This window comes from Thiomicrospira sp. WB1 (assembly GCF_001507535.1).
Lineage (GTDB): Bacteria > Pseudomonadota > Gammaproteobacteria > Thiomicrospirales > Thiomicrospiraceae > Hydrogenovibrio.
Window position 1 is genome coordinate 436,627 of the sequence record NZ_LQBN01000003.1, and the last position, 14,563, is coordinate 451,189.

Consider the following 14,563-nt stretch of genomic DNA (forward strand, 5'->3'; position numbering starts at 1 on the left):
AAATTGCTTTAAGGGAACTTTAGCCATTTCATAAAAGCCAAAAAAAATTAAACACGCCATTTTTTGCGTGTTTAATTAATTTTTGCCTTGGCTAGCGAAAAAGGACCACGAAATTAGCGTCATTGTGAGCTGTGGTCCTTTTGTGGTCCAACCAAGTGAGTAGTAATGAAATAAGCTGCGATTTACTGAGACTTTACGAGAAAACGCCCAAAGGATGACCTAGAGCGGAATATGAGGCCTTAAGCCTTTAAAAAACATAAGGTTATGGAAGGTTTTTGTCGAAATGTTGGTGGAGCTGGGGGGAGTCGAACCCCCGTCCGGGAAGCCGCCACTCGAGAATCTACATGCTTATCCGACCTATTGTTTTAACGGCACGCTACCCAGTCGGCCGGGATCACGTACCGCGAGTTTGTCAAAGTTTAACTGGCCGCATCCAAACACATACGACCAGCGATTCCGTGTAAGTCGACACAGAACCAGGCGCCACGAACAACGGGGCTGGTCTGTGCTAGCGGGATTAAGCCGCTAGAGCGTAGTTATCGTCGTTTGCAACTATAACAAATTGAAATGAAGATTTACGTGCGTCATCTCAGGCACGGCATGCATCCCAAACTTTGTACTCCCCGTCGAAGCCAGAACAGCCCCAGAATGGAGAACAGGTTATGGAATAGTAACCAGGCCTGGTAAAAAGTGACTTCCTACCGGTTCCTGATTCAAATCATTCTAACGTAATAATAGGGTGGGTGTCAGCCTTTTCAAGGCCGTCAGGCGTGATATTTGAGAATTCGCTGTTTGTCGCGATTCCAGTCCCGCTCTTTTTGCACGGCGCGCTTGTCATGTTGTTTTTTGCCTTTGGCTAGGCCGATGGTGACTTTGACATGACCTTTCGACCAATGCAGATCCAACGGTACGACCGTGTAACCTTTCTGGTCTTTAAGGCCAATAAAGCGATCAATCTGACGGCGATGCAGCAACAGCTTTCGCAAGCGCAGCGGGTCATGAGGCATGTGGGAGGAGGCGCTGATCAGCGGGGTGATGGTGGCGCCAAACAACCAGGCCTCATTGTTTTTGAGCAGCACATAGCTTTCTTTGATATTGGCCTTTCCCTGGCGCAGGCTTTTGACTTCCCAGCCTTCCAGCGCGAGCCCAGCCTCAAAGGTTTCTTCTATGAAATAGTCGAAGCGCGCCTTTTTATTGAGCGCGATCGTGTTCGGATTGTGTTGCTTTTTTTTCTTTGCCATAATAGCGCAATTATAGCGGATAGCGGCATTCATATGAAACAAATCACGCGCTCGGCGCTGTTGCCATACTCGGCGCAATCGGTGTTTGATCTGGTTAATCAGGTCGAGTCCTATCCTGAGTTTTTGCCTTGGTGTTGTGGCAGTGAGGTGCTCGAATCCACCGATCACACCATGGTGGCTCGCATCGATATCAAAAAGGCCGGTATTCAGCAGAGTTTTACCACGCGTAATCGTCTTAACCCGCCGCACCAAATCCAGTTGTCGCTGGTGGATGGGCCGTTTGATACGCTTGAAGGCGAGTGGCACTTTGACTCAATCGGGGATCAGGCGTGCCGCATTTCACTGGATATGCGGTTTTCCATTCGTAATAAATTGTTAAATATGGCTGTGGGGCCCGTGTTTGAGCAGATCGCCGCGACGCTGGTTCAGTCTTTTTGTGTCAGAGCGAAAGCATTGTATGGATGAGCGCACGCAAAAACGAATTCCGATTGAGGTGGCTTACGCTTTGCCGGAGGAACAATACCTGCTCACGGAAGAGGTTGCACCGGGCACGACCGTCGAAGAGGCCCTGAAGCAGTCAGAGCTGTTGAAACGGTTTCCGGATCTGGATATTTCTCAGGTGGGGATTTTTTCTCAGCCGGTGAAGCCGGATCATGTTTTGTCGCCGCAAGATCGGATCGAGGTCTATCGACCGCTTAAAGCGGATCCCAGAGAACGCCGTCGCAAGAAAGTGGCGCAGGAACGCCAGCAATCGACTGAAAAATCGTGAACGGTTTGATGTTTAATCAAACAACCCGAGGCCGTCGTTGAATCCTCGGTCAATGTCGACTTGTTTCTCTTTAACCTGCCATTGTGTCAGGTAGCCTTGCTGGTCAAACGCGACCCAGAGATGATTGACCGCATCGGGCTGGAAGGACGGGTCGGTGGTATAAAAAACGTAAGACCAGTGATTCGGATTGAACGGGTCCTGCCCGAACGGCGGGCCCAAGAGTTCCACTACCTGCTGAGCCGTCAGCCCTTCCTGAAGGGAATTCAGGGATTCGGTGTCAATCACGGTTCCCTGTGTGATCGGTGCCTTGTAAGGGGTGAAAAAAGAGCAGGCGGACAGGGTGGAGAATAGGGCAAAAAGCGTTATAATAGCGCTAAATCTTCGAATCAGTGTCATAAAACGTTAGGCGTCTCGGATTAAGCTGTTAGAAAATGCGAATCGATTTAGCCGTCAATTATACACGTAATCAATTTTAAAAAGGGATCATTCAAGTTCATGGGCAGCGCAAATTTAAAAAAGGTGGGTCTCAAGGTCACTTTGCCTCGATTGAAGGTACTGGAGATTCTGGAGAAAGAAGGTGAAGACCATCACTTGACGGCCGAGGACGTTTATAAGATTTTGATCGAGCAGGGCGAAGAAGTTGGATTGGCCACGGTGTATCGCGTTTTGACTCAATTCGAGCAGGCAGGTATCGTCCGTCGCCTGAACTTCGAAAACAACATCTCCGTGTTTGAACTGGATACCGGTGACAATCACGATCACCTGGTCTGCGTCAAAACTGGCAAGGTACGTGAGTTTGTCGATCCGGTGATCGAAGAGCGCATTCAGGAAATTTCCAAGGAAAAAGGGTTTGATCTGGCCAGCCACAGTCTGGTGATTTACGGCACCTATCATGGTGACGATTAATTCCCTCAATCGCAGGTCTGAATAGAAGAAAAGCGGGCAATGCCCGCTTTTTTTGTGTCTGACACTCTGTCTTTTGTTATCAATGATGGCGAAAAGGGGCGTTTTAACCAGGCCTGGTCAAAGTGTCATCGCCACGCAAGTAAACGAGCAGACGCCCCGGATTATTGGATTTTGATGACCTCGCGCGTGCCGTCAAGGCCTTTGATTGCTTTGTTGACCCGTTTGAACAGCATTTGACTGTCATCGCTTTCCTCTCGAAGCTCGGTGACGCCGGCATGACTGGTCAGGCAGGTGGTGTCGCTGTCGGTCAGGGCGATGGTTTGCGCCGAGATGGTTTCCTGAGCCAGTTTGGTGATCCGAAAAGCATCCACCGCCTTGATGTCAGGCAAAACGATCATGAACTGGTCACAGCTCAGTCGGCCGATATAGCCCAGATCAGCAATGACGTGTGAAATCGCATGGGCCGCGGTGAGAATGGCTTTGTCGCCAATTTCGTGACCATAGGCATCGGTGATGCGTTTGAAGCAATCCAGATTGATTTTTGCCAGTGACAGAGGACGCTGATTCAATCGCGCCTTGCTCAGTTCTTCGTCCACAATCTCAAGGAAAAAATCCCGGTTGTACAGATCGGTCAAAGGATCACGCGAGGAGAGTTGTTCAATCTGCTCTTCCATGTGTTTGCGCTGAGTGATGTTGATGGCCAGCCAGATGGCGGCTGGCTGTTGGTAGGCATCACTGTTGAGCGGATAAACCCGCGCTTCATACCATTGGCCTTCGGTGGTGCTCACCGGTTCAATGCCCGCCACCTCCGTGTCGGCCAGTTGGTATTCAATTTCTTGAAGCTGACCGCTGGCAATGGCCTTTTTTACCACCTTGGTGAAACGCTCGGCCATCTTTTCCGGCAGGACATCAAAATAGTTTTTGCCGATCAGGGGGTGCCCATCGGCATATAGGCTGCGCTCCTGGCCGCCAATGACATCCAGGTAGGTGCCGTCTTCGCCCATCACAAAGATCGGATCGGGCATGGCATTGGCAATCGCTTCAATGTGCGATTGCATGCGGGATTCCATTGCGGCCATGGTCAAGACTCCTTATTGGTTTTTCATCACGGGTTTGTACTTGATGCGGTGTGGTTGCGCGGCATCCGGCCCTTTGCGGCGTTTAAGGTCTTCTTCATAGTCCGAGAAGTTGCCTTCAAACCATTCGACGTGCGAATCCCCTTCAAAAGCCAGCATGTGCGTGGCGATGCGGTCGAGGAACCAGCGGTCGTGGGAGATGACCACCGCACAACCGGCAAAGTCGAGCAGGGCTTCTTCCAGTGCGCGCAGGGTTTCCACATCCAGGTCGTTGGTGGGCTCATCCAGCAGCAGGAGGTTACCGCCACTGCGCAGCGTTTTCGCCAAATGGACCCGGTTGCGCTCACCGCCCGACAGCTCGCCGATGCGTTTTTGCTGATCGGTGCCTTTGAAGTTGAAACGACCGACGTAGGCACGCGCATTGACTTCGATGTTGCCGACCATAAAGATATCGTCGCCTTCGGAAATTTCTTCGTACACGGTTTTGTTGTCGTCAAGCGCGTCGCGCGACTGGTCCACATAGGACAGCTGCACCGTCTCGCCGAAGTCGATGGTGCCGGAATCCGGCTGTTCCTGGCCGGTTAGCATTTTAAACAGGGTGGATTTACCCGCGCCATTGGGCCCGATGATGCCGACAATGCCGCCAGGTGGCAGTCGGAACGATAGGTCTTCGATCAGCAGGTTGTTGTCAAAGCTTTTGTTTAGGTGTTCGACTTCAATGACTTTGTCACCCAGACGCTCGGCCACCGGAATAAAGATTTCCTTGGTTTCGTTGCGTTTTTGGGTTTCCTGGCTGCTCAGTTCTTCAAAGCGTGACAGACGTGCCTTGGATTTGGCATGACGGCCTTTGGCATTGGAGCGCACCCATTCCAGTTCGTGCTGGATGGTTTTCATGCGGGCCGCTTCTTGCTTGGATTCCATTTCCAGACGTTTTTCTTTTTGTTCCAGCCAGGAAGAATAGTTGCCTTCAAACGGGATGCCTTCACCGCGGTCCAGTTCCAGAATCCATTCGGCGGCGTTGTCCAGGAAGTAACGGTCGTGGGTGATGGCCACAACGGTGCCGCTGAATTCGAGCAGGAAGCGCTCCAGCCAGGCGATGGACTCGGCGTCCAGGTGGTTGGTGGGCTCATCCAGCAGCAACATGTCGGGTTTTTCCAACAACAGCTTGCACAGGGCGACTCGGCGCTTTTCCCCGCCGGATAGTTTGGTGACGTCGGCGTCCCAGGCAGGCAGGCGCAACGCGTCGGCGGCGATGTTTAGGGTGCGTTCCAGGTTGTGGCCGTCTTTGGCCTGGATCAGGTCTTCGACCGCTTCCTGTTTTTTGGCCAGGGCCTCAAAATCGGCATCGGGCTCGGCGTAGGCGGCGTAGATGCCGTCCAGTTCGGCCAGTGCGTCTTTGACATCCTGTACCGCCTCTTCGACGTTGCCCAGCACATCCTTGTCCGGATTGAGCTGAGGTTCCTGTGGCAGGTAGCCAATTTTGATGCCGGGCTGAGGGCGGGCTTCGCCTACGATGTCGGTGTCGATCCCGGCCATGATGCGAAGCAGGGTGGACTTACCAGCCCCATTCAGACCAAGGACCCCGATTTTGGCACCGGGGAAAAAGGACAGAGAAATGTCTTTAAGAATGTGCTTGTTGGGCGGTACGACCTTGCCCACTTTGTTCATGGTGTAAACAAACTGTGCCATCAAAACCTCTTTATATTGAATGTCGTGCACCCGGACCTTTCTGGGTCGGTGCGCTAAATAAGCGTAACTGTACCGAAAAAAGCGTTGTTTATAAAGTTTTTGTGTGGCGGCCGTCTGCGAGGATTTAAAGTGCAAAATGGGCTAAGAGTTGATAAAATTTATTGTTTAGTCTTATTACCTTTACCAGGCCTGGTGAAAAACCGGTCCGGTATCCAGTCAACCCGCTTTTTCAGGAGAAAACGTGCATGTTTGAACCAACCATGACCATTGCCGGCTATGACGATGAACTGGCCCAGGCCATGCAGGCCGAAGCCGTTCGGCAGGAAGATCACATCGAACTGATCGCATCGGAGAACTATACCAGTCCCCGGGTCATGGAAGCGCAAGGTTCGGTACTGACCAATAAGTACGCGGAGGGGTATCCCTATAAGCGCTACTATGGCGGTTGTGAGCATGTGGATGTGGTGGAACAGTTGGCCATTGATCGGGCGAAAGAACTGTTCGGCGCGGATTATGCCAACGTGCAGCCACACTCTGGTTCTCAGGCCAATGCGCCGGTTTACATGGCGTTGATGGAACCGGGCGACACGGTGTTGGGCATGAGCTTGGCGCATGGTGGGCATTTGACCCATGGGGCGCATGTGAACTTTTCCGGCAAAATCTACAAAGCAGTTCAGTACGGGCTCAACCCGCAGACCGGCGAAATCGATTACGATCAGGTGGCAGAACTGGCGCGCGAACACAAGCCCAAAATGATCGTGGCCGGTTTCTCGGCTTACTCGCAAGTGGTGGACTGGGCCAAATTCCGTGAAATTGCCGATGAAGTGGGTGCCTACCTGCTGGTGGACATGGCACACGTGGCCGGGCTGGTCGCCGCCGGAGTGTACCCCAGCCCGATCCCTTATGCGGACGTGGTGACCACCACCACGCACAAAACCTTGCGCGGCCCGCGCAGCGGGTTGATTCTGGCCAAGTCGAATCCAGAGCTGGAAAAAAAGATCAATTCAGCGATTTTCCCAGGCGCACAAGGCGGGCCATTGATGCACGTGATCGCGGCGAAGGCCGTGGCGTTCAAGGAAGCCATGGAGCCGGAATTCAAAACCTACGCGGAAAACGTCATCAAAAACGCCAAGGCGATGGCCAAAGTGTTCATGGAACGTGGCTATGATGTGGTTTCCAAAGGCACCGAAAACCACTTGTTCCTGGTCAGCCTGATTGAACAGGGGTTGACCGGCAAGCTGGTGGACGCAGCGCTGGGGGCGGCCCACATTACCATCAACAAAAACTCTGTGCCCAATGATCCCAAGTCGCCGTTTGTGACCAGCGGCATTCGGGTTGGGACTGCGGCCTCCACCACGCGTGGCTTTACCGAAGCCGATTCGGCGGATCTGGCGCACTGGATGTGTGATGTGATCGCTGCCTGTGACCAGGAAAATGAAACCTGGGACGATGCGGTGATCGCGCAGGTGCGCGAAAAAGTCACGGCTTTGTGTGCGCAGCGCCCTGTATACGGCAAAGGCTGATCAGGCACTTTAACGTCTGGCCTCTGGAGACTTGAATGCATTGCCCTTTTTGCAACGCCCCGGAAACCAAAGTGATCGATTCGCGCCTGGCGACGGAGGGCGCTCAGGTCAGGCGTCGCCGTGCCTGCCTGTCCTGTGAGGAGCGTTTTACCACCTATGAGGTGGCGGAAATGAGCTTGCCGCGAGTCGTTAAGTCGGACGGCAACCGGGAGCGGTTTGACGAGTCTAAAATTCGTCACGGCCTGATCAAGGCGCTTGAAAAACGTCCGGTGGCCAGTGATGCGATTGATCAGGTGGTCAACCGGATTGAAAAAGCTCTGACGGCGGAAGGTGTGCGTGAAGTACCGTCTTCTCAGATTGGAGAGATGTTAATGGATGCCTTGCGTGAGTTGGATCAGGTGGCTTATGTGCGCTTTGCCTCGGTCTATCGCTCTTTTCAGGATGTGAATGCATTCCGTGAGGAAGTGGAAAAGCTGGTCAGTGCCACGCGATCTCAATAAAGATGCGAGGCCATAAGTCCATGACGGCCTTTAGTGAACTGGACCACCGCATGATGCGCCAGGCGTTGAGTCTGGCAAAAAAAGGGCGTTACACTGCCTTGCCTAACCCGGCAGTGGGCTGTGTGATCGCCCATCATGATCGAGTGGTGGCTCAAGGCTGGCATGCCAAAGCAGGCGCGTTGCACGCAGAAGCCATGGCGCTGGCCGAAGCGACGGAGTCGGTGGCCGGGGCGACGGTTTATGTGACGCTTGAGCCCTGCTCGCATTTTGGGCGAACGCCGCCTTGTGCGGATGCGCTGGTGGCAGCCAAAGTGGGGCGGGTGGTCGTGGCCATGACGGATCCCAATCCGCAAGTCGCCGGAAACGGATTGCAGCGGCTGCAGGAGGCAGGCATTGAGGTGGCGGTTGGCTTGTTGGCATCCGAAGCGGAAGCGCTCAATCGCGAATTTTTGTACGCCATGCGCCAGCAACGGCCGTTTGTGCGCACCAAGATTGCGATGAGTCTGGATGCGAAAACTGCGATGGCCTCGGGTGAAAGCAAATGGATTACCGGGGAAGATGCACGCCATCAGGTGCATCGCCTTCGAGCGCAACACCAGGCCTTGCTTACCGGTGTGGAGACTGTGCTGGCCGATGACCCGTCTTTGAACGTTCGTCTGCCGGAAGCAGACTGTGATGCGCTGGGATGGCACGCGGCCGATTTTGGGCCGGAAGCCATCAACCCTGTGCGTATTGTGCTGGACTCTTCCTTGCGCTTTCCTGAGCTGGCGCGAATGCTGAGTGTTCCCGGGGAGACCTGGGTCGTTACCACGGAGCAAGCCTATGAGGCATCCTTTGAGAAGGTGAGGTGCCTGTTACAGGCCGGTGCCCGGGTGTTCGCCTTGCCCTCTGATGCCAAGAAGCAAGTGTCACTGTCGGCTTTGTGGGGGTTTTTGCATCGAGAGCACTCCATCCGCTCTGTGCTGGTTGAGGCGGGGGCACGACTAAACGGTGCCTTATTGCAGCAGGGGGGGATGAATGAGGCACATCTGTTTATCGCCCCGGTGATGCTGGGCTCTGATGCGCGTGACATGGCATTCTTACCAGGCCTGGTCAATATGGATGATCGATTGGCCTTTGAATGGATGTCGATGCAGCCGTGTGGCGCGGATATGTACGGCATTGCGGTACCAAAATCGAGTCAGGAGTAGACATGTTCACAGGAATCATCGCCGCCAAAGGCTATATTGACAAAATTGAATCGCGTCAGGGCGATGCGCGTCTGACCATTCAGACCGGCAAGCTCCCCATGGATGATGTCGAACTGGGTGACAGCATTGCCTGCAACGGCGTTTGTCTGACGGCGATTGAGCTGGGGAAGGATTTTTATGTGGCCGATGTGTCGGCCGAAAGTCTGTCGGTCACCACCTTGGGGCAGCTCAAGGTCGGTTCGCCAGTGAACCTGGAAAAAGCACTCCGGGTCGATGATCGTCTGGGAGGCCATTTGGTCAGCGGGCATGTGGATGGCATCGGCGAGGTGATTGCCATCCGCCAGGATGCTCGTTCCTGGCGCTATCAGGTGCAGGCACCGGCTCATCTGGCGAAGTACATCGCGGCGAAGGGGTCCATCTGCATAGACGGCATCAGCCTGACGGTCAATCAGATCGAGGGGGCGGTGTTTGATGTCAACATTGTGCCTCATACCCGGAGTGAAACCACGATTGAGGCCTTTCAGGTCGGGACGCAGGTCAACCTTGAGGTTGATCTGTTGGCGCGTTATATTGAACGCCTGCTGACGGCTGGGCAGGCGGATGGCTCGTCGCAGTCGGGTTCAACCAATGTGACGGCAGAGCTGCTGGCAAAATCCGGCTTTATGTAATCTCAAACGGCTTCAAACAGGACAAGCATGGAACTTAATAGTATCAAAGAGCTGATCGACGATTATCAGCAGGGCAAGATGGTCATTCTGATGGATGATGAAGACCGTGAGAATGAGGGTGACCTGATGATGCCTGCCAGCGCCGTGACACCGGAAGCGATTAATTTCATGGCCCGCTATGGGCGTGGCTTGATTTGTTTGACCCTCACGCGCGAGCGCTGCCAGCAACTGCACCTGCCTTTGATGACGCGACAGAATCAGGATTCTCTGGGAACCAATTTCACTGTGTCGATCGAGGCTGCGACCGGTGTGACCACGGGGATTTCGGCCGCTGACCGGGCCAAAACGGTTCAGGCCGCGATCCAGCCCAATGCGGCGCCCACCGACATAGTGACGCCGGGGCATGTGTTTCCGCTTATGGCGCGTTCCGGTGGTGTGTTGGAGCGTGCCGGGCACACCGAAGCTGGCTGTGACCTGGCGCGTCTGGCGGGGATGGAACCGGCGTCGGTGATCGTGGAAATCATGAATGAAGACGGCACCATGGCACGCCGTGATGATTTGGAAGCCTTTGCTCAGGAGCATGGCATTAAGCTGGGCACTGTGGCTGAGCTGATTGAATACCGTCTGAAAAATGAACAGACCGTGGAACGCGTGTCTGAGTGCGACTTTCCCACCCGTTATGGCGACTTTCGTTTGATCGGCTATGAAGACGTGGTGGACCATCGGGCGCATCTGGCGCTGGTGTACGGTCATCCGGAACCGGAGGTGCCGACTCTGATCCGTGTCCACATGATGGACACTTTGTGTGACCTGTTCAATGCCCAGCGGGAAGAGTGCGGCTGGTCATTGCAGCGGGCCATGCAACAGATCGTTGGTGCCGGGTCGGGAGTGATTGTGGTGTTGCGCAAACACGAAGAAGGCAGTGAGTTACTGGATAAAATTCAGCAGTACCAGATGCGTGATCGAGGCATTCAATCCCCGGAAGCGGCCACAGAGGACGACGCCAAGACGTATGGCTTGGGGGCACAGATTTTGTGTGACTTGGGATTGAAAAAATTGAACGTGATCGGTTCCCCATGGCGCATGAACGCCTTGAGTGGGTTCGGTCTGGAAATTGTCGAATACGTGGAAAAACAAGAGCAGGCAGAAAAATGAAAACAATTGAAGGAAATTTGACCGCACAGGGTTTGAAGATCGGTTTAGTCGTGGGGCGTTTTAACAGCTTTGTGGTCGAAAGTCTGGTTAAGGGCGCGGTGGATACCATTGTGCGCCACGGTGGGGAAGAAAAAAACATTGAACAGGTCTGGGTGCCGGGTGCGTTTGAAATTCCGGTGGTGGCACAGAAGATGGCGCAATCCGGGCAGTATGACGCCGTCGTGGCGTTGGGTGCAGTCATCCGTGGTGGCACACCGCACTTTGATTATGTGGCCGGCGAATGCGTTAAAGGCATTGGCCAGGTGGCGCTTCAGACCGGTGTGCCGGTGTCGTTTGGCGTTCTGACGGTTGATACCATTGAGCAGGCCATTGAGCGCGCGGGCACCAAAGCTGGCAACAAAGGGGAAGAGTGCACCCTGGCGGCGATTGAAACGGTGAATGTTTTAAAGCAGTTGGGTAACGCATGAATCCGAACCAGTTCAAACCCGGCCAGGGAGAAGAGGTTGAGGTCAACGAAGCTCCCGTCAGCCAGCGCAGTCAGACCCGTCGCGCACTGGTTCAGGCGCTGTATCAATGGTTAATTAACCAGACCGACACCCAGGCACTGATTAATCAGTTTGTAGTGGACGGGCGTCTGGAAAACTGTGACATAAAAATGTTTCGGGAAATGCTGACAGGCGTTGCGACGTCGGCAGAACAGTTGGACCAGCTTTATGCGCCATATCTGGATCGGGCGGCCAGTCGCATCGATCCGGTTGAACGGACCATTTTGCGCCTGGGTGCCTATGAAATGCAGACTCAGGCTCAGACGCCATATCAGGTGGTGATCAACGAAGCGGTTGAGCTGGCCAAGCGCTTTGGTGCCGAAGACAGTCACAAGTACATCAATGGCGTGTTGGATAAGGTGGCCGAGGACATGCGTCAGTTGGAAAAAAAGCTGTACGCCGACAAAAAACAACCCTAAGCTCGCGTCATGCCTGCCGAATTTGATCTGATCGAGCGCTATTTTCTACCGCTTAGCCGCATTTCGCCGCAACCTCTGGTCGGGATTGGGGATGACGGCGCCGTTCTGGCGAGTCAACCCGGTCATGATTGGGTGGTGGTCACGGATACCGTGATTGAGGGCGTTCACTTTCCCTTTGATACCCGCCCTGAAGCCATTGCCTGGAAAGCCCTGGCCGTGAATCTTAGTGACTTGGCGGCGATGGGGGCAACCCCGGCGGCCTTTTCATTGGCCTTGAGCCTGCCCGACCACAAAAATAACCAGGCCTGGTTAAGTCGTTTTTCTTTGGGGCTCAAACGTCTGGCCGAACGGTTTCAACTTCCCTTGATTGGGGGAGACACCACACGGCATGATACCCTGGTTGTAACCGTGACCGCGCACGGCCAAGTGCCCTCGGGCAAGGCCGTGCGTCGCAGCGGCGCCAAGGCCGGGGATTTGCTTGCTGTCACGGGCGTGATCGGTGACGGCGGCCTCGGGTTGGCGTCCAAGCAAGGTCGCCTTCAAGGGGAACGAAAGCGCCGGGCCGAGTTAAAATTGAACCGTCCCTGGCCGCGTGTTGAGTTTGGTCGAAAGGCAAGGAATCTCGCATCGGCGGCAATCGATGTCTCCGATGGGTTTTTGGCTGACTTGATGCACATGCTTAAGGCTTCGCGCCTGGGGGCAGAAATCGACTGGCATGCCATGCCCTTTTCAAAGGCGATGCAGGCGTCCCTGGACGGTTTGGAGAGCAGTGATGCATCCCGTTTGTGGCCTTTGACCACGGGGGATGACTATGAGTTGATTGTTGCTTTCGCACCGGAACAGCGCTTGGAAATTGAGCGTCTCAGTATTGAAACACGAACCCCGCTGACGGTGATCGGACGCTTGGAGCAAGGTGAGCAGCTTCGATTAAATCAAAACGGCCAGGCATGGCAAGTATATGAGCCTGCGGACGACACAGTGGGCTATCGCCACTTCGTCTGATCAGGCTTTTTTGTGCTTGCGTCGAGCGCGAACCCCTTCGGCCAGGCTGTTCAATGCTTGCAGAGAGTCATCCCAGCCAATGCAGGCGTCGGTGATGCTCTGTCCATAGGTCATGGTGTCGCCGGGTTGATAATCCTGACGGCCTTCGACCAGATGGCTTTCCACCATCGCGCCCATAATGTAGGGGCTGCCATCTTTGAGTTGCTGGCTGATGTCTTCGGCCACCACTAACTGGCGTTTGTGCTGCTTGCTGCTGTTTGCATGACTGCAGTCGACCATCAGGCGATTCTGTACGCCTGCTTCACTCAGCTGGTCCGCCGCTTCCTGAACGTATTTGGCTTCATAGTTTGGACCGTCATTGCCGCCACGTAAAATCACATGGCAATCTGGGTTGCCAGCGGTTGAGAAGATTGCCGAATGCCCCATCTTGGTCAGCGACAGGAAAATGTGCGGGTTGTTGGCGGCACGAATCGCATCAACGGCGATTTTGAAACCGCCATCGGTGCCGTTTTTGAAGCCGATTGGGCAAGACAGGCCTGAGGCGAGTTCACGGTGCCCCTGACTTTCTGTGGTGCGCGCGCCGATTGCGCCCCAGGCAATCAGGTCTGCAACATACTGGGGAGAGATCAGGTCCAGAAACTCGGTCGCGCATGGCATGCCCATGTCATTGATGTCCACCAGTAGCGAGCGCGCCGCTTCAAGGCCCTGATTGATTTCAAATGAGCTGTCCAGAAGCGGGTCGTTGATCAGGCCTTTCCAGCCAACGGTTGTGCGCGGCTTCTCAAAATACACACGCATGACGATTAAAAGATCATCACTCAAGGCGTCTGCCTGCGCTTTCAGCTTTTGAGCATAGTCACGAGCGGCCTGAGTATCATGAATCGAACAGGGTCCGATCACAACCAATAAGCGATCGTCTTCACCTCGCAGAATGGCTTGAATGGCTTTGCGTGCCTCGAACACGGTTTTCGCAGCGGTCTCGGTAATGGGAAACTGCTCATGCAACTCCTGCGGCGGTCGCACTTCCGTGATGGCGTTGATTCTCAGATCGTCAGTTGGGTATTGGCTCATGGGACTCTAAATTCAATGCTAAAAACAACAAGGCGCGTATTATGCCATGTTTGTAAATATTTGTCTTGGCAGGCAGCGATAACGCCTTAAAAGAAAAATGGCCCTATCCGGATTAAGGGCGATTTACGTCTAGAGAAGCGAAATGACCCTATGTTATAATTCGAAGCTATGAATTCAATAGCTGTAAAGGATGAAAAACGAACCGACGTGCCACATTGTAAATACATTATTGAAGGGTTTACCGAAGAAGGAAAAAAGTTTCGTCCCAGTGATTGGATTGACCGGATTGCTTCTATGTATGCGTCGTACGGTGCCTCGCACCGGCTGGTTTTTTCGGACCTGCTTCATCCGGAGCTGTACAAAGGCAAAAAGTGCCTGATCATTGATACCGAGCTGGAGGTGAAAAACCCTGCCATGTTTGAGTATGTGATGCACTTTGCCAAATCCAACAATCTTAAAATGCAGCGCGTGTGCGAAAATCTGGAGCAGGAAATCGGCTGCTGAATCGCGCAACTGATTTTTCTGCAGCGTCGCTGCGCTCGATTGTGTCTTTGCTCGTCAGCTTTCCGGCTGATGTTTAAAAATTATCAAAAACCCCTTGCGTTTTAAATGAGAGTCGCTAGAATACGCCCCCTGTTCAGCGTTGCTGACGCGGCGTTTCCGGAAGGGAGCGGCTTTTTGATTGAAGCGATGATCTGAGTTGGATTGAGTCTTTTAAAGAGACATCAGGCTGACACAGAAACATCAAAAAAACTTCAAAAAAGAGCTTGACCGCGATGAGTGATCGCACTAGAATACGCAGCTTCTTG

Annotated in this window: 17 protein-coding genes and 1 other RNA gene; 12 read left to right on the forward strand and 6 right to left on the reverse strand. The window is 53.8% G+C overall.

Features of this window, described 5'->3' with window-relative positions:
- Positions 1-287 precede the first annotated feature (287 nt).
- Positions 288-645, reverse strand: a transfer-messenger RNA (tmRNA) gene (gene ssrA, locus AVO41_RS09170).
- A 119-nt stretch (positions 646-764) separates the two neighbouring features.
- Positions 765-1,241 (reverse strand): SsrA-binding protein SmpB, encoded by a 477-nt coding sequence (gene smpB, locus AVO41_RS09175; RefSeq protein WP_068585957.1) that lies wholly within the window; start codon positions 1,239-1,241, stop codon positions 765-767.
- Between the two features lie 33 nt (positions 1,242-1,274).
- Here smpB and AVO41_RS09180 point away from each other — a divergent pair, with 33 nt between their 5' ends.
- Positions 1,275-1,706, forward strand: coding sequence for a type II toxin-antitoxin system RatA family toxin (locus tag AVO41_RS09180; protein ID WP_068585960.1), 432 nt, complete (start codon positions 1,275-1,277; stop codon positions 1,704-1,706).
- On the forward strand, positions 1,699-2,010 hold the full coding sequence (locus AVO41_RS09185; protein WP_068585963.1) for an RnfH family protein: 312 nt from the start codon (positions 1,699-1,701) through the stop codon (positions 2,008-2,010). The genes AVO41_RS09180 and AVO41_RS09185 overlap by 8 nt, the downstream gene beginning before the upstream one ends.
- A gap of 12 nt (positions 2,011-2,022) precedes the next feature.
- Here the strand turns inward: AVO41_RS09185 and AVO41_RS09190 are convergent, their stop codons facing one another.
- Positions 2,023-2,295: an outer membrane protein assembly factor BamE gene (locus AVO41_RS09190; RefSeq protein WP_235584721.1), complete on the reverse strand. Its 273-nt coding sequence runs from the start codon at positions 2,293-2,295 to the stop codon at positions 2,023-2,025.
- Between the two features lie 210 nt (positions 2,296-2,505).
- Here AVO41_RS09190 and fur point away from each other — a divergent pair, with 210 nt between their 5' ends.
- Positions 2,506-2,916: a ferric iron uptake transcriptional regulator gene (gene fur, locus AVO41_RS09195; protein ID WP_068585969.1), complete on the forward strand. Its 411-nt coding sequence runs from the start codon at positions 2,506-2,508 to the stop codon at positions 2,914-2,916.
- 161 nt (positions 2,917-3,077) lie between these two features.
- Here the strand turns inward: fur and AVO41_RS09200 are convergent, their stop codons facing one another.
- Complete coding sequence (locus tag AVO41_RS09200) at positions 3,078-3,995, reverse strand: GGDEF domain-containing protein (RefSeq protein WP_068585972.1); 918 nt, start codon at positions 3,993-3,995, stop codon at positions 3,078-3,080.
- 12 nt (positions 3,996-4,007) lie between these two features.
- Complete coding sequence (gene ettA, locus AVO41_RS09205) at positions 4,008-5,681, reverse strand: energy-dependent translational throttle protein EttA (protein ID WP_068585974.1); 1,674 nt, start codon at positions 5,679-5,681, stop codon at positions 4,008-4,010.
- Positions 5,682-5,926: 245 nt separating this feature from the next.
- Here ettA and glyA point away from each other — a divergent pair, with 245 nt between their 5' ends.
- The 8 genes from glyA to thiL are packed head-to-tail and all read left to right on the forward strand — an operon-like array spanning position 5,927 to position 12,683.
- The gene (glyA, locus tag AVO41_RS09210) at positions 5,927-7,204 is read left to right on the forward strand and encodes a serine hydroxymethyltransferase (protein WP_068585977.1); all 1,278 of its coding nucleotides are present in this window, start codon (positions 5,927-5,929) and stop codon (positions 7,202-7,204) included.
- 35 nt (positions 7,205-7,239) lie between these two features.
- Positions 7,240-7,704 (forward strand): transcriptional regulator NrdR, encoded by a 465-nt coding sequence (gene nrdR / locus AVO41_RS09215; protein WP_068585980.1) that lies wholly within the window; start codon positions 7,240-7,242, stop codon positions 7,702-7,704.
- 20 nt (positions 7,705-7,724) lie between these two features.
- The gene (gene ribD, locus AVO41_RS09220) at positions 7,725-8,894 is read left to right on the forward strand and encodes a bifunctional diaminohydroxyphosphoribosylaminopyrimidine deaminase/5-amino-6-(5-phosphoribosylamino)uracil reductase RibD (RefSeq protein WP_068585983.1); all 1,170 of its coding nucleotides are present in this window, start codon (positions 7,725-7,727) and stop codon (positions 8,892-8,894) included.
- A 2-nt stretch (positions 8,895-8,896) separates the two neighbouring features.
- On the forward strand, positions 8,897-9,562 hold the full coding sequence (locus AVO41_RS09225) for a riboflavin synthase (protein ID WP_068585986.1): 666 nt from the start codon (positions 8,897-8,899) through the stop codon (positions 9,560-9,562).
- A gap of 27 nt (positions 9,563-9,589) precedes the next feature.
- Entirely contained in the window at positions 9,590-10,717 is a 1,128-nt protein-coding gene (gene ribBA / locus AVO41_RS09230; protein WP_068585989.1) for a bifunctional 3,4-dihydroxy-2-butanone-4-phosphate synthase/GTP cyclohydrolase II, read from the forward strand.
- Positions 10,714-11,184 (forward strand): 6,7-dimethyl-8-ribityllumazine synthase, encoded by a 471-nt coding sequence (gene ribE, locus AVO41_RS09235; RefSeq protein WP_068585992.1) that lies wholly within the window; start codon positions 10,714-10,716, stop codon positions 11,182-11,184. Before ribBA ends, ribE begins: the two co-directional genes overlap by 4 nt.
- The gene (gene nusB, locus AVO41_RS09240; RefSeq protein WP_068585995.1) at positions 11,181-11,681 is read left to right on the forward strand and encodes a transcription antitermination factor NusB; all 501 of its coding nucleotides are present in this window, start codon (positions 11,181-11,183) and stop codon (positions 11,679-11,681) included. The genes ribE and nusB overlap by 4 nt, the downstream gene beginning before the upstream one ends.
- 9 nt (positions 11,682-11,690) lie before the next feature.
- Positions 11,691-12,683, forward strand: coding sequence for a thiamine-phosphate kinase (thiL, locus tag AVO41_RS09245; RefSeq protein WP_068585998.1), 993 nt, complete (start codon positions 11,691-11,693; stop codon positions 12,681-12,683).
- On the opposite strand, the gene aroG is transcribed toward thiL, so the two are convergent.
- The gene (gene aroG / locus AVO41_RS09250) at positions 12,684-13,754 is read right to left on the reverse strand and encodes a 3-deoxy-7-phosphoheptulonate synthase AroG (protein ID WP_068586002.1); all 1,071 of its coding nucleotides are present in this window, start codon (positions 13,752-13,754) and stop codon (positions 12,684-12,686) included.
- A gap of 207 nt (positions 13,755-13,961) precedes the next feature.
- Between aroG and AVO41_RS09255 the strand changes: the two genes are divergently transcribed.
- Complete coding sequence (locus AVO41_RS09255; protein ID WP_235584722.1) at positions 13,962-14,258, forward strand: DUF3579 domain-containing protein; 297 nt, start codon at positions 13,962-13,964, stop codon at positions 14,256-14,258.
- Positions 14,259-14,563 lie beyond the last annotated feature (305 nt).